Genomic DNA, 17,330 nt, shown 5'->3' with positions numbered 1-17,330 from the left:
CGACAAAGGGAAAAAATCGGGACTGACGCTTAAGTCAGCCCCGAGATGACGGCATTACTTCACTTGCTGCTCGAAACGGCGCAGCAGTTCGTTACCGCGTTTTACGCTGTTATCCAGCGCGGCTTGTGGTGACTGTTTGCCCGTCCACACGCCTTCCAGCTCTTCGTCCACGATGGTACGAATCTGTGGCATGTTGCCCAGACGCATGCCTTTGGTGAATGGCAGCGGATCTTTGTTCAGCATCTGACGCGTAGCGATGTCCGCACCTGGGTTCTTGTCATAGAAGCCCTGTTGCTTGGTCAGCTCATACGCCGCGGTGGTGATTGGCAGATAACCGGTTTTCTGGTGCCATTCAGCAGCGATTTCTGGCTGGGCCAGGAACTTCATGAACTCCGCCGCGCCTTTGTAAGTGTTGGCATCTTTGCCTTTCATCACCCACAAGCTCGCGCCGCCAATGATGGCGTTCTGCGGTGCGTTTGGTACGGTTTCGTCATACGGCATCATGCCCACGCCGAAGTTAAACTTGGCGTAATGTTTGATGTCAGCCAGTGAACCTGAAGAGGCGGTAGTGATGCCGCAATCGCCGTTATAGAACTTGGCGGTTGATTCATCTTTACGACCGAAGTAGGTGAAATCACCCTTCTTGTTCATGTCTTCCAGCATCTGGATGTGGCGCACCTGCACCGGCTTGTTAAATTCCAGCACCGCATCGGTACCGTCAAAGCCGTTGTTTTCGGTGGCAACTGGCAATGCATGCCAGGCGCTGAAGTTCTCGATCTGAATCCAACCCTGCCAGCCGCTGGCGTAACCACAGGTCATGCCCGCTTTACGCAGCGCGTCGGCGTCTTTCGCCAGTTCCTGCCAGGTTTTTGGTGGCTGATCCGGGTTCAGACCGGCTTTTTTGAAGGCGTCTTTGTTGTAGTACAGCACCGGCGTAGAGCTGTTGAACGGCTGAGAAATCAGCTGGCCTTTGCTGTCGCTGTAGTAACCGGCAACAGCCGGTACGAACTGCTTCGGATCCATCTGTACGCCAGCGTCTTTAAACACTTCATTCACTGGCACGATAGCTTTCGAGGCCATCATGGTTGCCGTTCCGACTTCATACACTTGCAGCAAGGCTGGTGCTTTACCTGAACGCACCGCAGCGATACCCGCCGCTAAGCTCTGCTCGTAGTTGCCTTTGTAAGTCGGGACGATTTTGTATTCTGGGTGAGCCTGGTTAAAACGTTGTGCCAGAGAATCAACTTCTTTGCCTAACTCGCCTTCCATTGAGTGCCAGAAAGGGATCTCAGTTGCAGCCAGCGCATTACCGCTGAGCGCCAGACCGAGCAAAACACTCATCAGGCGGGGACGAAGCGTAAAAGCGGACATAAGGTTTTTCCTGTGCTGTTAGGTACGCGCGAAATCGCGCATTTTTTTGTTCGCGAAGTAACATGACACGAGGAAATGACGGATTAATAACAGGTTTATGACGGCGGTGTGACAGGGGAGAATTAGATTAATTGAGTTAATGTTGGAACGATGGAAACAAGGGTCACTATAAATGGCGACCCTACGAAATCATGTAGGGTCGCCATTCTTGCTGACCTGATTTAAGCGCCGAGGTAAGCGCTGCGAACTGCTTCATTGGACAGTAACGCGTCGCCGCTGTCTTCCAATACCACGTGGCCGTTTTCCAGCACGTAGCCACGATCCGCCAGCTTCAGCGCCTGGTTGGCGTTCTGCTCGACGAGGAAAATGGTCATGCCTTCTTTACGCAGCTGCTCAATGGTATCGAAAATTTGCTGAATAATTATTGGCGCTAAACCCAGCGACGGCTCATCCAGCAGCAACAAACGCGGCTGGCTCATCAGCGCGCGACCAATCGCCAGCATCTGCTGTTCACCGCCGGACATGGTGCCCGCGCGCTGCGCTTTACGTTCCGCCAGACGTGAGAACAGTTGATAGACGCGATCAATACGCTCCAGATACTGCTGGCGCGTGGCGAAGAAGCCGCCCATCGCCAGGTTCTCTTCCACCGTCATACGCGAAAATACCCGACGGCCTTCCGGCACAATCGCAATCGCTTCACGCATGATTTTTGCCGTTTGCCAGTCGGTGATCTCTTTACCATCGAAATTGATGGTGCCGCTGGTGGCGCGCGGTTCGCCGCACAGTGTGCCGAGCAGCGTGGTTTTACCCGCGCCGTTAGCGCCAATCAGGGTGACGATTTCGCCCTGATTGATGTGCAGATTGATGTTGTGCAGCGCCTGAATCGGGCCGTAATGGGCGTTGACACCTTGCAAGGTTAAAATCGGGTTTGCCATGTTACGCCTCACCTAAATAAGCACGGATCACATCCGGGTTGTTACGCACTTCTTCCGGCGTACCGTTGGCCAGCGGCGTTCCCTGATTCACCACATAAATGCGGTCAGAAATACCCATCACCAGCTTCATATCGTGTTCAATCAACAGCACTGACACCTTGTGCTCGCCGCGCAGTTCAGCGATCAGCTCATCCAGTTCGTGGGTTTCACGCGGGTTGAGACCGGCCGCCGGTTCATCAAGCATCAGGATTTCCGGGCGCGTCACCATGCAACGCGCAATTTCCAGCCGACGCTGCTGACCGTATGCCAGATTGCCCGCCTGGCGGTTAGCCAGATCCAGTAAGCCGATACGATCCAGCCAGGTGGCGGCGCGATCCAACGCTTCGCTCTCGCCGCGACGGAACGCCGGAGTTTTGAATAAGCCGGAGAACACGCCACTTTTCAGATGCTGATGCTGCGCGACTAACAGGTTTTCAATCACCGTCATTTCACGGAACAGGCGCACGTGCTGGAAGGTGCGCACAATGCCCATGCGCGCAATCTTCTGGCCCGGCATCCCTTGTAACTGCTGATCGCGCAGCTTGATGGTGCCGCCGGTCGGCTTATAAAAACCGGTCAAGCAGTTGAATACGGTGGTTTTACCGGCACCGTTCGGGCCGATCAACGAAACGATTTCCTGCGGATGCAGCTCAAGCGCCACATTGTTAACGGCTAACAGGCCGCCGAAGCGCATCATCAGGCCTTCAACGGCTAATAAAGGCTGACTCATGCCTGCTCTCCTTGTTTACTGCTTTTCATCTTCAGATGCGGACGCTTCATCGGTAGCAATCCTTGCGGACGCCAGATCATCATCAGCACCATCAAGCCGCCGAGCACCAGCATGCTGTACTCGTTCAGATCACGCATCAGCTCGCGCGACACCACCAGCAGAATCGCCGCGAGGATCACCGCCAGCTGTGAACCCATGCCGCCCAGCACCACAATCGCCAACACAAACGCCGATTCGACGAAGGTAAAGGATTCCGGGCTAACAAAGCCCTGACGTGCCGCGAACAACGTGCCAGCAAAACCAGCGAACACGGCGCTGATGGTGAAAGCAGTCAGCTTGATGCGTGTTGGGCTAAGACCGAGTGAACGGCAAGCGATTTCATCTTCGCGCAACGCTTCCCACGCGCGCCCGAGCGGCATGCGCAGCAAACGGTTGATAACGAACAGTGTCAATACCACCAGCAGCAGCGCCACCAGATAGAGGAAAATCACGCGGTCGCTGGGATCGTATTTCAGGCCAAAGAAATCGTGGAACGTGCTCCAGCCGCCTTCGCTGACACGGCGACCAAACTCCAGGCCAAACAGGCTCGGTTTAGGAATCTGCGCGATGCCGTTCGGGCCGCCGGTAATCGCGGTGTTGTTGAGCAGCAGAATACGCACGATTTCGCCGAAGCCGAGCGTGACAATCGCCAGATAATCACCGCGCAAGCGCAGCACCGGGAAACCGAGCATCAAACCAAACGCACCTGCCACTAAACCGGCCAGCGGCAAACTTTCCCAGAAGCCAAAACCGTAATAGTGATTGAGCAAGGCGAAGGTGTACGCGCCGATGGCGTAGAAGCCGCCGTAACCCAACACCAGCAAACCGGATAAACCCACCACCACATTCAGGCCAAGACCGAGCATCACGTAGATCAGCGTCAGCGTGGCGATATCCACGCTGCCGCGCGACACCAGAAACGGCCAAATTACCGCCGCGGCAATCACCAGCGCCATCAACAGTTTTTGTTTTGGCGTCGAGCCATCAAAGCCCGGTAACACCAACGCTTTGCCGCTGCGTTTGAATTTGCCGTGCAGCAAGGGGCGTAGCAGTTGGAACACAAACACCACTGCGCAACCAATCCAAATCCAGTTCCAACGTACCGCGCCCGCGTTGGCGACCACCAATTTGGTGCCGTTCAAATCGAGGCGTACGCCCATAAAGAAGGTGGCGAGAATCAGTAACATCACCGTGGAGATCACGGCGTTGACCAAACCGAGGCGTTTCATACTTTCTCCACCTCCGGACGGCCAAGAATCCCGGTTGGCATCACCAGCAGCACCACAATCAGCAGCGCGAAGGAGACCACATCTTTATATTCGGTGGAGAGATAGGCCGAGGTCAGCGCTTCGGCAATGCCCAGAACCAGGCCGCCAATCATCGCGCCCGGAATGCTGCCGATGCCGCCCAACACGGCGGCGGTAAAGGCTTTCATCCCGGCCATAAAGCCGATAAACGGGTTGATGGAACCGTAGAATTGACCGAGCAACACGCCCGCCACTGCCGCCATCGCCGCACCAATCACAAAGGTCAGCGAGATCACGCGGTCCGTGTTGATGCCCAACAAACTGGCCATTTTCAGGTCTTCTGCGCAGGCGCGACAGGCGCGGCCCATGCGTGAATAGCGAATGAATAAGGTCAGCGCCAACATCGATAGGAAAGTCACCACCCAAATCACCAATTGCATGGTGGAAAGCGTGGCAGCAAAGCCGTTGCTCTCGCCCAGCGTCCATTGGCCGGTGATCAGACTCGGCAACGCGAGATCGCGCGAGCCTTGCGTCAGGCTGACGTAGTTTTGCAGGAAGATCGACATACCGATGGCAGAGATCAGCGCGATCAGGCGCTTCGACGATCGCACGGGTTTGTACGCCACGCGTTCGATGCTCCAGCCGTAAGCGCTAGAGATGATCACCGCCATCACGAAACCGCCGGCAATCATCAGCCACGAAGTGTCGATGCCCATCATCATCAGGGCGGCAATCACGATAAAGGAGACATAACTGCCGATCATGTAAACCTCACCGTGGGCGAAGTTGATCATGCCGATAATGCCGTAAACCATGGTGTAACCGATGGCGATCAGCGCGTAGGTGCTCCCGAGGGTAACCCCGTTGAACATCTGCTGAATAAAATAGAGAAACTGCTCGGACATAGTGAGGGCCTGCTCTGGAGCTGAATAATTCTCTCCCCCGCGCGCGGGAGAGAGAATTTGAGGGGATTACTTAACTGCGGTAGAAGAGCCGTCTTTGTGCCATTTGAAGACACCAAATTCGAAGCCCTTCAGATCGCCTTTCTCATCCCAGTTCAGGTTGCCCATCACGGTTGGAACGGCTGCGCCCTCTTTCAGGTTCTTGGCAATCGCATCTGGCTCATCGCTCTTGCTGCGTTCGATACCTGCCACCAGCGATTGAATCGCGGCGTAGGTCGTCCAGACGAACGGACCGGTTGGATCTTTGCGGTTCGACGCGGTGTTGGCTTTGATGGCATCAACAATCGCTTTGTTCTCTGGCAGTTGGTCATAGCGCTTCGGCAGCGTCACGAACAGACCTTCGGACGCATCGCCCGCGATGTTAGACAGTGAAGCGTTACCCACGCCTTCCGGGCCCATGAAGCCAGCGGTCAGGCCAGCGGATTTCGCCTGGCGCAGAATCTGGCCCAGCTCTGGGTAATAACCACCGTAGTAAACGAAATCGACGTTCTCTTTTTTCAGGCGCGCAATCAGCGTGGAGAAGTCCTTATCGCCAGCGGTGATACCTTCGAACATCACCACGTTGCCGCCTTTGGCTTTCAGGGTTTTCTGCACGGATTCCGCCAGGCCCTGACCGTATTGCTGCTTGTCATGTACCACAGCGATACGTTTTGGTTTGATGTGATCGAGGATGTAAGTCGCGGCGGTTGGGCCCTGATCGGAATCCAGACCGGTAGTACGCAGCACATCCGCATAACCACGTGCAGTCAGTTCTGGCGCGGTCGCCGCTGGGGTGATCATCAGCACGCCTTCGTCGTTATAGATGTCTGAAGCAGGCTGAGTAGAGGAAGAGCACAGATGGCCGATAACGTATTTGATGCCGTCGTTAACCACTTTGTTGGCAACCGCAACCGCTTGTTTCGGGTCGCAGGCATCGTCATATTCCACGCCAACCAGTTTGTCACCGTTAACGCCGCCTTTGGCGTTGATGTCCTTGATTGCTTGCGCTGCACCAGTAAATTGCATGTCACCGTATTGCGCGACCGGGCCGGTTGAAGCGCCAACGATGGCAATTTTGATGTCTTTCGCCAACGCCGCGTGGCTCATAGCTAACGCGATGCAGCCCGCCAGTAATGCGCGTCCTTTACTCATTTTCATGCGAACTTCCCCATCTGTTGTGTCGTGTCTGTTGTGATTGCATTATTTTCTGCCAGTCAAAGAGAAAAACTCATTTTGCAATAATGAGTTAGCCCGCTTTTCTGGCATTTATTGGTAATAAGGCTTTATTTTTCAGGTTATTAAACAGGAACTTTCTTCTGTAAATCAACTGACATATTCAGAATTGACTGAGTGGATCAGCAGAATCATCTGGTTGTTATGGCCATTTTTCCAGCAGAATACCAGCGCGTTATGCTGGCTTTTTCAACGTTCAGTGATGGCTTACGCCACAATTCTGGCAAATCGAACGGCATTTGACCTATTTTCATTGCAAAAAAGTGACAGCGCGCTGACTGTTTAAATTCGCTACAATATCGCCTTTGCACTAGTACAGGTATTAGGTATGAAGCTGACAATCCAGCGCTTAGCATCGTTGACCGCTCAGGATCGAATCGATTTAGCTAAAGTCTGGCCGCAAATCGACATTTCGCAACTTGAAGCGCAATTAGGCGAAACGCAGCGTCTGTACGCCGCACGCTTTAACGATCGTTTGCTGGCGGCATTGCAGTTAACCATTAGCGGAACGCAGGGAAAGATTACCCATCTCAACGTGCGTGAAGTGACGCGTCGCCGCGGCGTTGGGCAATATTTGCTGGAAGAGACGTTGGCGCAGAATGGCACGTTAACCGATTGGTGGATTGCTGATGATGGCAATGCCAATCCGGGCGTGCGAGCGGCGTTTATGCAGGCGTGTGGGTTTCGTGCGCAGGTGGAGGGTTGGGTACGCTAATCATGTCTCTGCACAATCTGTAGCGGCGCAATTTATTGCGCATTTTCACAGCGATTTCAAACTCAAAAGAGCGCGATAAATCGCGCCGCTACGATTTTGTGCATGCTTTTAAAATAAAAAGGGCGACTCAAAAGTCGCCCCATTTCGCTGCCTGATGCTTATCAGGCTTCAATCGCCACGCGCAGTTTTTTCATGGCGTTCTTTTCCAGCTGACGCACACGCTCAGCAGAAACACCGTACTTATCGGCCAGTTCCTGCAACGTGGTTTTGCTGTCATCATCCAGCCAACGGGCACGGATAATATCCTGACTACGTTCGTCGAGGCTCAGCATCGCATCGCTCAGCTTGTCAGCGGCATGGGCATCCCAGTTGTCCTCTTCAATGCCATCGGCAAAGTCAGAGGTTTTATCCTGCAGATACAGCACCGGCGCCATCGCTTTACCTTCGCCTGCTTCATCATCTGAAGACATGTCGAAAGTCATATCCTGCGCGGCCATGCGCGATTCCATTTCAAGTACGTCTTTGCTGCTCACGCCCAGCTCGCGTGCGACCATTTCCACTTCGTCCTGGTTGAACCAACCGAGACGCTGTTTGCTTTTACGCAGGTTAAAGAACAGCTTACGCTGCGCTTTGGTGGTCGCGACTTTCACGATACGCCAGTTACGCAGCACGTATTCGTGAATCTCTGCTTTAATCCAGTGCACAGCAAATGACACCAGACGTACACCGACTTCAGGATTGAAGCGACGCACCGCCTTCATCAGGCCGATGTTACCTTCCTGAATCAAGTCCGCCTGTGGCAAGCCGTAACCGGAATAGTTACGAGCAATATGAACAACAAAGCGCAGGTGAGACAGGATCAGCGTTTTAGCTGCATCCAGATCGCCCTGGTAATGCAGCCGCTCAGCCAATGCTTTTTCCTCTTCTGCCGTCAGAACCGGCCAGTTGTTGGCAGCCCGAACGTAAGATTCCAGGTTACCCAGAGGAGCAATCGCTAAAGTTTGCATTTCTTTGGTCATTCAAACCCTCACAAATTCAATGGACTTGCTGCACGGTATTTTGCGCAGACGTTACATTATGTCAACGTCACGATAAAACCAGAAGCAATCTGTGCTACTTGGATAACAAAGTTATCCACAAGTTCAATTATAGCAGTGAATATTTTACACACAGATGACGGCGGGGGAAATAGGAGAATTCCTCTGCTCCCAGGTCGTCGGCAGCAGAGGAAGAGTATATCAAAAAACGTTGCTTTTGGTTACTGCGGCGTAAATCGACGTAAATGTTGCACCGTTGCCAGCCAGGCGGCAATCCAGCCAATTATCGCCGCAATCAGCAATAACAGCAGCCCTTCATCCCAGGAAAAACCTTCCAGAACAAAGGTGGTACCAAATACGTTTGCCACTTGCGCCACCACAGATTGCAGGCGCAACACCAACACTTCAGAAAGAATCAGTGACAATACTGCGCCGCCAAAACCTAATAACGCGCCGCCATACAGGAACGGACGCAGGATAAAGCCATCCGTCGCCCCAATCAGCTTCTGCACATTAATGGTGTCACGACGCGCGAAGATGCTGAGACGCACGCTGTTGCCGATCACCAGGAACACCGCCACCACCATCAGTAAGCCAATCATTGAGGCAATTTGTCCGACTAATCCGGTCAACGCCGCTAAGCGCGCAAACCAGCTGTCATCCATACGCACTTCATCCACGCCCTGCACTTTCGCCACGCGATCGCGCAGATTGGCCATGGTGTCTGAATTCTGGAAATTGAGTTTTGGCGTGATGATGGCAACTGCCGGCAGCGGATTCTGTTCCAGCATATCCATCGAACCACCAAAACCGGACCAGTTGCGGAACTCATTCAACGCTTCTTCACGCGTCAGATAATTGACGTTATCCACACCGTCGAGCTGCTTAAGCTGCGAAGTAACGTTTTCCGCCGCCGTATCATCCAGCGATTTATCGAGATAAACCGTGAGCTGTGGCGCGGGATACCACTGCGTTGCCGCCTGGCTGACGTTTTTCCATACCATGTAGCACACGCTAGGCAACGTCAGGGAAATGGCGATCACCATCACCGTCAGCAGTGTCGCTAACGGCTGACGCCACATGTCCGACAACGTGCCGCGCAGCGCATAGCGCCACTGCTCCTGCCAACCGCCTTTCAGCGCTTTGGTTTTGGAAGGCTGTTTCGCTTTCGGCGCAGGTGCGCGCTTGTTGCGTTTATTGACCATCGTGGCCTCCGTGCAGACGTCCCTGATTGAGCGTCATCACGCGGTAATTTCGGCGTGCAATCAGCCCGACATCGTGCGTTGCCATCAACACCGTGACGCCAACGCGGTTGAACTCTTCAAATAAGCGCAGAATATCTTCTGACAGCGCGTTATCGAGGTTGCCGGTTGGTTCATCCGCCAGCAGCACCGCCGGTTTGTTCACCACCGCGCGAGCAATGCCCACACGCTGCTGTTCACCGCCTGAGAGCTGAATCGGATAGCTTTTCGCTTTGTCGAGCAAACCCACTTTATCCAGCGCTGCCGATACGCGACGGCGAATATCTTCGCCGCTGGCACCAGAAATAATCAGCGGAATCGCCACGTTGTCGTAGACCGAACGATCCATCAACAAATGGTGATCCTGGAAAATCATGCCGATCTGACGTCGCAGGAAAGGCACTTCACTGTGACGCAGACGCGAAATATCGTGACCGCTAAACCAGATCTGCCCGGCACTCGGGCGCTCAATGCCACAAATCAGCTTCAGTAAGGTACTTTTCCCCGCACCGGAATGGCCGGTCAGGAACGCCATTTCGCCGGGACGCAGATGGAAATCCACCCCCTGCAGCGCCTGACGTCCTCCCAGGTAAGCTTTACTGACCTCTTCAAAGCGAATCATCCCAATCATTCCTCTCGGGCAAACAGTGCCTCAATAAAGTCTGCGGCCTTAAATGGCCGTAAATCCTCGATGCCTTCCCCAACACCGATATAACGAATCGGAATGCCGAACTGATCGGCAACCGAGAAGATCACACCGCCTTTGGCAGTACCGTCTAATTTGGTCAGAGTGATGCCGGTTAAGCCCACCGCTTCATGGAACAGTTTGGCCTGGCTGACGGCGTTTTGCCCGGTGCTGGCGTCGAGCGTCAACATCACTTCATGCGGCGCGTCTTCATCCAGCTTCTTCATCACACGGGTAATTTTCTTCAGTTCTTCCATCAGGTGCGCTTTGTTCTGCAAGCGACCGGCGGTATCAGCAATCAGCACATCGACATGGCGCGATTTGGCGGCTTGAATGGCGTCAAAAATCACCGAAGCCGAATCCGCGCCGGTATGCTGCGCTACCACCGGGATGTTATTGCGTTGGCCCCAAACCTGAAGCTGCTCAACCGCAGCGGCACGGAAGGTATCGCCCGCCGCCAGCATCACCGATTTGCCTTCGGCTTGATATTGGCGCGCCAGCTTACCGATGGTGGTGGTTTTACCCACGCCGTTGACGCCGACCATCAGAATCACGAACGGCGTTTTGCCGCCGACGTCGAGTGGCGCATCCACTTTATCCAAAATACCGGCCATTTCGGCTTTCAGCAGGCCGTACAGCGCTTCGGCATCACGTAACTGTTTGCGATTGGCTTGCTGCGTCAAATTGGTGATGATGCGGCGCGTGGTTTCCACGCCAACGTCGGCAATCAGCAGTTGTTCTTCCAGCTCTTCAAACAGCTCGTCATCAATTTTCTTGCCGCGGAACAGGCTGATAAAGCCCGAACCGAGGTTTTCACGCGTTTTAACCAGGCTGCGTTTCAGACGGGCAAAGAAGCCCTCTTTGGTAGGACGCTCTTGCTCCTGCGCGATAATCGGCGCAGCAGCCAGCGGCAGATCGCTGACGGTATCCGAAGGCTTTTGCTCCAGCTCCGCATCTTCCGCATAGGTTTCTGCTAACGCCAGCGCTTCCAGTTCTTCGTCGCTTAATGGCGCTTCTTCTTCCAGCTCAAGCTCAGCTTCCGCAACAATCTCTGGTTCAGCTGCGGCAATCACGATGTCTTCGCGCTGCGGCTGTTCTTCGATTGGCGCAACGTCCGGTTGTTCAATCTCTTCCGGCAGCACGTCTTCTTCGCTGGCAACCGGTTCTTCAATCACTTCCGGTTCCGGCTGCTGATGTTCTGCAACCTGTTCGGTAACCGCAACGTTTTCAATCGCCTGCGCTTCGGCGCGATCTAACGCGCTCTCTTCAACGGCCGGCTCTGCAACCACCTCGGCAGTTTGCTGCTGTTCTTCAGCAGGCTGTTGCGTCTCTTCTTCTTTGCCAAAGCCTAACCAGGAAAAAAAGCCGCGTTTTTTCTCTTTTGCCATTGTGTGACCCTACTCCTCGATGGCTTATTCCCGGTAGCACGCTGTTCCCAGGGGATAAAATATTCACTTTTTAGCGGGTGAGCGGCGTAAAAATCAGGTAATTACGCGCGCTATACCAACTCAGTAGTCTAACACTTTCCAGCCAGCGCACCACAGCACCCTTTTTTAACGTTTCTTCTGCCTGCAACGCCCGTTAAACTACGCAACAAATTATGACGAGTTGTGAGTGAAATGAGTAAATCCCCCCGCAACAGCGGCGCCGCAGGCCAGATCCGCATCATTGGTGGCCAATGGCGCGGACGTAAATTAACGGTGCCGGATAGCGCTGGCCTGCGTCCCACCACCGATCGCGTACGTGAAACCCTGTTTAACTGGCTGGCGCCGGATATTCAGGAAGCGCGCTGCCTCGATTGTTTCGCCGGTAGCGGCGCGTTAGGACTGGAAGCGTTGTCGCGTTATGCCGCGTCCGCCACGCTGCTGGAGATGGAGCGGGCCGTGGCGCAGCAACTGTCGCAAAACGTACAAACGCTGCGCGCGACGCAAGCCAAGGTGGTGCAAACCAACACGCTGCAATGGCTCAGTCAGGCGGGCGAACCCTTTGATGTGGTGTTTGTTGATCCGCCGTTCCGCAAAGGGTTGTTACAGGAAACGCTGGCGCTGCTGGAGCAAAATGGCTGGTTGGCCGATAACGCGCTGATTTATGTCGAGAGCGAAGTCGAGAACGGTACGCCAGGCGCGCCTGCCAACTGGGATCTCTATCGCGAGAAAATTGCTGGGCAAGTAGCGTATCGCTTATATCAACGTCAACAGGAGAGAGACGATGTGGCTTAACTTAGGACGTTTGCTGATGATTTGCGTGTGGGCATTTTTGTTGCTCAATCTGGTCCATCCGTTCCCCACGCCGCTGCGCTATTTTGTGCACGTTGCACTGTTCTTCATGGTGATTATGCACGGTTTGCAGCTGGTGCTGCTGCGCGCCACCCAGCCGAAAGAAGCGCCGAAATTAAGCGGCGTAACCCAGGCGAAGATTTTCTTCTTTGGCGTGTTTGAACTGCTGGCGTGGCAGAAGAAGCATTACCCGAAAATGTAGTTTCAAAACCAGGTCGCCATGAATGGCGACCCTACGGCGCTGGGGTAAAGCTCACAAAGCGCGTGCCCTGCATCTTCAATTCCCCTTTCGTACCTTTATCGATCTTGTCGTAATCACTGGCGTTAATCGTCGCTTTAATATCTGAAGCGCCATTCAACGGATGGAACCAGGCTTCGTACTTCATATCTTCTGCCACAATCTCTTCGCGCTGACGTGAGCGACGATTCGGCGACGGGAATTCGCGTTTGGTTTTCACTTCGACGGTTAAAGAACGGATCGGAGAAGCATCGTTGACCGCCGATTCGCGGCGCTGCTTAATAAACTGTCGGGTCGCCAAAACGGCAATAATCGCCAGGACGATGAGAAAGATTAGCGGTGGTTTGCTCATGATTTGTCTCGTGCTTTGCGTGAATGTCGGGTCAGGTCAAGACGACAAAGCATACAACCAGAGTCGGCTGATTGTCACATTCGCGGCCGGTAACTTACACTGAGAATGTGATTTTGGGAAAATTCATCAAATCTGGCGAACATGCCAGAAAAGGGAGAAAAAATGCTTTGGTCTTTCCTTGCGGTACTTTTTTCCGGTTGGCTCTACGTCGATGCTTCCTACCGCGGCCCGCAGTGGCAGCGCTGGTTGTTTAAACCTGTCACCTTACTCTTGTTGGTTGCCTGGGCGTGGCAAGCCCCAACGCTTAACACCACCGATTACCTGATTCTGGCGGGCCTCATCGCGACCTTGGTAGGCGATGCGCTGATGTTGTTACCGCGTCAGCAAATGCTCTACGCATTAGGCGCATTCTTCCTGTCGCATCTGCTGTACACCATCAGCTTTGCGGCGCATATGACCATGAGTTTCTTCTGGCCGATTCCTCTGACCTTCCTGATTATCGGCGTGATCGTCATCGGGATTCTGTGGAGCAAGCTGGAGGATCTGCGTTGGCCGATCTGCACCTTGATTGGCATGACTTTGGTGATGAACTGGATGGCTACGGAGAATTACTTCTTCCGCCCAACCGATTACAGCTTCTCGCTGCTGGTTGGCGCCGCTTTGCTGCTGTTAGCCAACATTGTCTGGTTTATTTCACATTATCGTCGCCGTTTCAGCGCCGATAGCGCCATTGTTGCCGCGTGTTACTTCGCCGGTCACTTCATGATCGTGCGTTCGTTGTGGCTCTACTAATCACGACAGCTTGACTCTGGAGTCGACTCCAGAGTGTAGGATAAGGACGCGGGCATTTGCCCGCCCCTGATTCCGGAGGTTGTATGCATCAACACACTCACGCATGCCGCTGTGGCAAATCCCACAGCCAGCCTAAGCCGCTGTGCTCAATCAGCAGCATCAAACCCACTTCCTTGAAGATTTCCGCCGTTCAGCCGGTTACGCCCAACAGTGATTGCGGCTGTTGCGCAGACGAATCACCCGGCGGCGAAAGCGACGCCGAAAGTGACAGGCCCGCGTTAACATCCCATCAATTCCGCTGGCAAATTGCTGGCATGGATTGCCCGAGCTGCGCACGAAAAATCGAAACCGCCGTGCAGCGTGTACCGCAGGTCCAACAAGCACGCGTTATTTTTGCCAGTGAAAAACTGCTGGTCGATGCCGACCAGGATATCCGCGTCACCATTGAACAAGTGGTGAAAGATGCCGGATTCACACTTACCTCTAACGATCCGCAATCCCCCACCCAACCCGTAAGCCGCTGGCAGGAAAATGCCGGTTTGTTGCTGCTGGCCGTTTTGATGCTCGCCAGTTGGCTACTGAGCCAGGTTGCGCCGGTTTGGGGCGATCGTCTGTTTATCGCCACCACCTTGGTTGGTCTCGCACCTATCGCCCGCAGCGCGTGGAAGCTGCTGCGTAACGGTTCGCCGTTCAGCATTGAGATGTTAATGACGATTGCCGCCGCCGGTGCGCTGGTGATTGGCGCGCATGCCGAAGCCGCGATGGTGCTGCTACTGTTTCAACTGGGCGAACGTCTAGAAGCTTACGCGGCAGCACGCGCACGCAAAGGCGTTACCGCGCTGATGGCGCTGCGCCCGGATACCGCCACGCGTATTCGTGGGAATGTGCGCGAACAGGTTGCACTGGATGCGCTGCGTCCCGGCGATGTGATTGAAGTAGCCGCAGGCGGACGTCTTCCGGCAGATGGCGAATTAATGCAAGCCGCCGCCAGCTTTGATGAAAGCGCGCTGACCGGCGAATCGCTGCCGGTGGCGCGTGAACCAGGTGAGCAAATCATGGCGGGCGCCACCAGCCTCGATCGTCTGGTGCAGCTCAAAGTGATTTCCCAACCCGGCCAAAGTGCGATTGATCGCATCCTGCAACTGATTGAAGAAGCCGAAAGCCACCGCGCGCCAGTCGAGCGTTTTATCGATCGCTTCAGCCGCCTGTATACCCCAGCGATTATGCTGCTGGCGCTGCTGGTGATGGTACTGCCGCCGCTGCTGGGTTTGGGTGAATGGCAACCGTGGATCTATAAAGGATTGACGCTGCTGCTAATTGGATGCCCGTGTGCGTTGGTGATCTCCACACCCGCGGCGATCACCTCCGGATTGGCCGCCGCCGCACGCCAAGGCGCGCTGATCAAAGGCGGCGCGGCGCTGGAGCGCTTGAGCCGCGTCAACATGATGGCGTTTGATAAAACCGGCACGCTGACAGCTGGCAAGCCGCAAATCAGTCTGATTCACGCATTCAACGCGATGGATGAAAACAGTGTGCTGCGCATCGCGGCGGCGGTTGAACAAGGTTCTACCCATCCACTGGCGCAGGCGATTGTTCGTGAGGCCGAACGTCGCACGCTGGACATACCTGCCGCATCGCATCAGCAAACGCTGATCGGCAGCGGTATTCGCGCACAAATCGGCGACGTGACTTATCAATTACTGACGCCGCGCGAAGCCAAAAACCTCGACCTAGCCCAACAACAGCAGATTGCGAATTGGGAAGCGCAAGGCCAAACCGTGGTGCTGCTGTTGCAAGATGGCGTGGTGCTCGGCGCGCTGGCATTGCAGGATCAGCTGCGTGCCGAAGCGGCAAGTGCGCTGGCGGAACTGCGCGCATTGGGCGTGAACAGCGTGATGCTTACCGGCGATAACGCGCGCACCGCAGCCAACATTGCCGCTCAGTTGCAGATTGATTATCGCGCTGGCCTGTTACCCGCCGATAAAGTCGAAGCGGTGAAAAGCTTAGGCGCGCAACAATCACTGGCGATGGTGGGCGATGGCATCAACGATGCACCGGCCATGAAAGCGGCGACGATTGGTATTGCGATGGGCAGTGGCACGGACGTGGCACTGGAAGCCGCCGATGTGGCATTAACGCAAAATCAGCTGGCGATTCTGCCACGCACGCTGCGATTGGCACGGCGCACGCGCGCCATTATTCGTCAGAACATTGCGTTGGCATTGGGATTGAAGGCAATTTTCCTGGTCACCACGCTGCTCGGCTTCACCGGATTGTGGTTAGCGGTGCTCGCCGATTCCGGCGCCACCGCCTTGGTCACGGCGAATGCGCTGCGACTGCTGCGCCAGCGTTAAGCGCCTTTTTGAATCAGGAACTGGTACGGCAAGGTTTCAGTTTGCTGTGCCAGCAACTGATGTTCCATAAAGCGGCAAAAACCGGGAATATCGCGCGTTGTCGCCGGATCATCGGCGATGATCAGCAAGGTCTCACCGGTTTGCATGCCGCGCACCGCTTTACGCACCATCATCACCGGCTCTGGGCAACGCAGGCCCAGCGCATCCAGTTGATGGTCAAACGCAGAAAAGGGATCGCTCATAATTCTCTGTCTGTTATTGGTGATGGGCGCACATTCTAGCGCGCTTATTAGCCAACGCAAGGCGATAACGATTGCGTTAAAATTAACCATTGCATAATTTGCGCAACGCGCTAAGATGCCGCCCGATTTTTTATTTATCGCTGTGTTATTCAGCAGCAATGGGTTCCCTCACCCCACTTTTCAAAAAGGTTAGAGATGATCAACTTTTCCGCACGTCAGCGCATGCACGCGCTGTTTTGGCTATCGCTTTTCCACCTGCTGGTGATCACTTCCAGTAACTATCTGGTACAGCTACCGGTTTCGATCTTCGGTTTCCACACCACGTGGGGCGCGTTTAGTTTCCCGTTTATCTTCCTTGCTACCGATCTTACCGTGCGCATCTTTGGCGCGCCGCTGGCTCGTCGCATCATTCTTGCCGTGATGATTCCGGCGCTGGTGATCTCCTACATTGTTTCATGCGTGTTTTACCAAGGCGCGTGGCAAGGTTGGGCTTCGCTGGAAGAGGTGAACCTGTTTGTTGCACGTATCGCCTGCGCCAGCTTTATGGCTTATGCGTTAGGGCAGATTCTCGATGTGCATGTTTTTAACCGTTTGCGCCTTTTACCGCAGTGGTGGATTGCCCCGGCGACCGCGATGTTCCTCGGCAATATCAGCGATACGTTGGCCTTCTTTTTCATCGCCTTCTACAAAAGCACCGATCCGTTTATGGCGGCGCATTGGGTCGAAATCGCCTTAGTGGATTACAGCTTCAAAGTGCTGATCTGCATGATTTTCTTCCTGCCCGCTTACGGCGTATTGCTCAATGCCATGCTGAAGCGTTTAGCCGAGCGTTCTGCGCAGCGGCAGATCAATTTCGGCTAATT

General features: G+C 54.5%; 18 protein-coding genes. 6 read left to right on the top strand and 12 right to left on the bottom strand.

Annotated features, from left to right (window positions below; translation table 11 throughout):
- Positions 1-54 precede the first annotated feature (54 nt).
- The 6 genes from ugpB to ACPUC7_RS09785 all read right to left on the bottom strand — a co-directional run bounded on the left by ugpB (position 55) and on the right by ACPUC7_RS09785 (position 6,460).
- The gene (gene ugpB / locus ACPUC7_RS09810) at positions 55-1,371 is read right to left on the bottom strand and encodes a sn-glycerol-3-phosphate ABC transporter substrate-binding protein UgpB (RefSeq protein ID WP_343552550.1); all 1,317 of its coding nucleotides are present in this window, start codon (positions 1,369-1,371) and stop codon (positions 55-57) included.
- Positions 1,372-1,592: 221 nt separating this feature from the next.
- Positions 1,593-2,306 carry a high-affinity branched-chain amino acid ABC transporter ATP-binding protein LivF gene (gene livF, locus ACPUC7_RS09805; protein ID WP_494922796.1) on the bottom strand — a complete coding sequence of 238 codons (714 nt, stop codon included), beginning with the start codon at positions 2,304-2,306 and terminating at the stop codon, positions 1,593-1,595.
- 1 nt (position 2,307) lies between these two features.
- Positions 2,308-3,075, bottom strand: coding sequence for a high-affinity branched-chain amino acid ABC transporter ATP-binding protein LivG (gene livG / locus ACPUC7_RS09800; RefSeq protein WP_343552552.1), 768 nt, complete (start codon positions 3,073-3,075; stop codon positions 2,308-2,310).
- Complete coding sequence (locus tag ACPUC7_RS09795) at positions 3,072-4,343, bottom strand: high-affinity branched-chain amino acid ABC transporter permease LivM (RefSeq protein ID WP_343552553.1); 1,272 nt, start codon at positions 4,341-4,343, stop codon at positions 3,072-3,074. The genes livG and ACPUC7_RS09795 overlap by 4 nt, the downstream gene beginning before the upstream one ends.
- Positions 4,340-5,266, bottom strand: a complete 927-nt coding sequence (gene livH / locus ACPUC7_RS09790; RefSeq protein WP_494922795.1) for a high-affinity branched-chain amino acid ABC transporter permease LivH — start codon at positions 5,264-5,266, stop codon at positions 4,340-4,342. Before livH ends, ACPUC7_RS09795 begins: the two co-directional genes overlap by 4 nt.
- Before the next feature lie 66 nt (positions 5,267-5,332).
- The gene (locus tag ACPUC7_RS09785) at positions 5,333-6,460 is read right to left on the bottom strand and encodes a branched-chain amino acid ABC transporter substrate-binding protein (RefSeq protein WP_494922794.1); all 1,128 of its coding nucleotides are present in this window, start codon (positions 6,458-6,460) and stop codon (positions 5,333-5,335) included.
- Between the two features lie 403 nt (positions 6,461-6,863).
- Here ACPUC7_RS09785 and panM point away from each other — a divergent pair, with 403 nt between their 5' ends.
- Positions 6,864-7,250: an aspartate 1-decarboxylase autocleavage activator PanM gene (panM, locus tag ACPUC7_RS09780; protein ID WP_494922793.1), complete on the top strand. Its 387-nt coding sequence runs from the start codon at positions 6,864-6,866 to the stop codon at positions 7,248-7,250.
- 161 nt (positions 7,251-7,411) lie between these two features.
- Here the strand turns inward: panM and rpoH are convergent, their stop codons facing one another.
- The 4 genes from rpoH to ftsY form a co-directional block, all read right to left on the bottom strand.
- On the bottom strand, positions 7,412-8,269 hold the full coding sequence (gene rpoH / locus ACPUC7_RS09775; RefSeq protein ID WP_343552557.1) for an RNA polymerase sigma factor RpoH: 858 nt from the start codon (positions 8,267-8,269) through the stop codon (positions 7,412-7,414).
- A 239-nt stretch (positions 8,270-8,508) separates the two neighbouring features.
- Positions 8,509-9,492, bottom strand: coding sequence for a permease-like cell division protein FtsX (gene ftsX / locus ACPUC7_RS09770; protein WP_494922792.1), 984 nt, complete (start codon positions 9,490-9,492; stop codon positions 8,509-8,511).
- Positions 9,482-10,150 (bottom strand): cell division ATP-binding protein FtsE, encoded by a 669-nt coding sequence (gene ftsE, locus ACPUC7_RS09765; RefSeq protein ID WP_008109888.1) that lies wholly within the window; start codon positions 10,148-10,150, stop codon positions 9,482-9,484. The genes ftsX and ftsE overlap by 11 nt, the downstream gene beginning before the upstream one ends.
- A gap of 5 nt (positions 10,151-10,155) precedes the next feature.
- Positions 10,156-11,601: a signal recognition particle-docking protein FtsY gene (ftsY, locus tag ACPUC7_RS09760; RefSeq protein ID WP_494922791.1), complete on the bottom strand. Its 1,446-nt coding sequence runs from the start codon at positions 11,599-11,601 to the stop codon at positions 10,156-10,158.
- 231 nt (positions 11,602-11,832) lie between these two features.
- Here ftsY and rsmD point away from each other — a divergent pair, with 231 nt between their 5' ends.
- The gene (rsmD, locus tag ACPUC7_RS09755) at positions 11,833-12,432 is read left to right on the top strand and encodes a 16S rRNA (guanine(966)-N(2))-methyltransferase (RefSeq protein WP_494922790.1); all 600 of its coding nucleotides are present in this window, start codon (positions 11,833-11,835) and stop codon (positions 12,430-12,432) included.
- Positions 12,422-12,691: a DUF1145 family protein gene (locus ACPUC7_RS09750; RefSeq protein WP_034827067.1), complete on the top strand. Its 270-nt coding sequence runs from the start codon at positions 12,422-12,424 to the stop codon at positions 12,689-12,691. Before rsmD ends, ACPUC7_RS09750 begins: the two co-directional genes overlap by 11 nt.
- Before the next feature lie 31 nt (positions 12,692-12,722).
- Here ACPUC7_RS09750 and ACPUC7_RS09745 read toward each other — a convergent pair whose 3' ends face one another.
- Complete coding sequence (locus ACPUC7_RS09745; protein ID WP_494922789.1) at positions 12,723-13,079, bottom strand: DUF2500 domain-containing protein; 357 nt, start codon at positions 13,077-13,079, stop codon at positions 12,723-12,725.
- A gap of 162 nt (positions 13,080-13,241) precedes the next feature.
- Here ACPUC7_RS09745 and ACPUC7_RS09740 point away from each other — a divergent pair, with 162 nt between their 5' ends.
- On the top strand, positions 13,242-13,871 hold the full coding sequence (locus tag ACPUC7_RS09740) for a lysoplasmalogenase (protein WP_343552563.1): 630 nt from the start codon (positions 13,242-13,244) through the stop codon (positions 13,869-13,871).
- 83 nt (positions 13,872-13,954) lie between these two features.
- On the top strand, positions 13,955-16,225 hold the full coding sequence (locus tag ACPUC7_RS09735) for a zinc/cadmium/mercury/lead-transporting ATPase (protein WP_494922788.1): 2,271 nt from the start codon (positions 13,955-13,957) through the stop codon (positions 16,223-16,225).
- Here the strand turns inward: ACPUC7_RS09735 and tusA are convergent.
- Complete coding sequence (gene tusA / locus ACPUC7_RS09730; RefSeq protein ID WP_494922787.1) at positions 16,222-16,467, bottom strand: sulfurtransferase TusA; 246 nt, start codon at positions 16,465-16,467, stop codon at positions 16,222-16,224. The two genes, ACPUC7_RS09735 and tusA, sit on opposite strands and share 4 nt — an antisense overlap.
- A 195-nt stretch (positions 16,468-16,662) precedes the next feature.
- Here tusA and ACPUC7_RS09725 point away from each other — a divergent pair, with 195 nt between their 5' ends.
- Positions 16,663-17,328 (top strand): 7-cyano-7-deazaguanine/7-aminomethyl-7-deazaguanine transporter, encoded by a 666-nt coding sequence (locus ACPUC7_RS09725; protein WP_494922786.1) that lies wholly within the window; start codon positions 16,663-16,665, stop codon positions 17,326-17,328.
- Positions 17,329-17,330 lie beyond the last annotated feature (2 nt).

The sequence above is a fragment of the Pantoea sp. CFCC18179 genome, assembly GCF_059412405.1.
This window is presented reverse-complemented; position numbering and strand designations above follow the sequence as displayed.

What these genes read in the sequence shown, in the direction of transcription:
- ACPUC7_RS09725 (WP_494922786.1), top strand. Translation starts at nt 16,663, where the DNA reads ATGATCAACTTTTCCGCACGTCAGCGCATGCACGCGCTGTTTTGGCTA.
- ugpB (WP_343552550.1), bottom strand. Translation starts at nt 1,371, where the DNA reads ATGTCCGCTTTTACGCTTCGTCCCCGCCTGATGAGTGTTTTGCTCGGT.
- ACPUC7_RS09745 (WP_494922789.1), bottom strand. Translation starts at nt 13,079, where the DNA reads ATGAGCAAACCACCGCTAATCTTTCTCATCGTCCTGGCGATTATTGCC.
- ACPUC7_RS09795 (WP_343552553.1), bottom strand. Translation starts at nt 4,343, where the DNA reads ATGAAACGCCTCGGTTTGGTCAACGCCGTGATCTCCACGGTGATGTTA.
- livF (WP_494922796.1), bottom strand. Translation starts at nt 2,306, where the DNA reads ATGGCAAACCCGATTTTAACCTTGCAAGGTGTCAACGCCCATTACGGC.
- ftsX (WP_494922792.1), bottom strand. Translation starts at nt 9,492, where the DNA reads ATGGTCAATAAACGCAACAAGCGCGCACCTGCGCCGAAAGCGAAACAG.
- rpoH (WP_343552557.1), bottom strand. Translation starts at nt 8,269, where the DNA reads ATGACCAAAGAAATGCAAACTTTAGCGATTGCTCCTCTGGGTAACCTG.
- ACPUC7_RS09785 (WP_494922794.1), bottom strand. Translation starts at nt 6,460, where the DNA reads ATGAAAATGAGTAAAGGACGCGCATTACTGGCGGGCTGCATCGCGTTA.
- ftsY (WP_494922791.1), bottom strand. Translation starts at nt 11,601, where the DNA reads ATGGCAAAAGAGAAAAAACGCGGCTTTTTTTCCTGGTTAGGCTTTGGC.
- tusA (WP_494922787.1), bottom strand. Translation starts at nt 16,467, where the DNA reads ATGAGCGATCCCTTTTCTGCGTTTGACCATCAACTGGATGCGCTGGGC.
- panM (WP_494922793.1), top strand. Translation starts at nt 6,864, where the DNA reads ATGAAGCTGACAATCCAGCGCTTAGCATCGTTGACCGCTCAGGATCGA.
- ACPUC7_RS09750 (WP_034827067.1), top strand. Translation starts at nt 12,422, where the DNA reads ATGTGGCTTAACTTAGGACGTTTGCTGATGATTTGCGTGTGGGCATTT.
- livG (WP_343552552.1), bottom strand. Translation starts at nt 3,075, where the DNA reads ATGAGTCAGCCTTTATTAGCCGTTGAAGGCCTGATGATGCGCTTCGGC.
- ACPUC7_RS09735 (WP_494922788.1), top strand. Translation starts at nt 13,955, where the DNA reads ATGCATCAACACACTCACGCATGCCGCTGTGGCAAATCCCACAGCCAG.
- livH (WP_494922795.1), bottom strand. Translation starts at nt 5,266, where the DNA reads ATGTCCGAGCAGTTTCTCTATTTTATTCAGCAGATGTTCAACGGGGTT.
- ACPUC7_RS09740 (WP_343552563.1), top strand. Translation starts at nt 13,242, where the DNA reads ATGCTTTGGTCTTTCCTTGCGGTACTTTTTTCCGGTTGGCTCTACGTC.
- rsmD (WP_494922790.1), top strand. Translation starts at nt 11,833, where the DNA reads ATGAGTAAATCCCCCCGCAACAGCGGCGCCGCAGGCCAGATCCGCATC.
- ftsE (WP_008109888.1), bottom strand. Translation starts at nt 10,150, where the DNA reads ATGATTCGCTTTGAAGAGGTCAGTAAAGCTTACCTGGGAGGACGTCAG.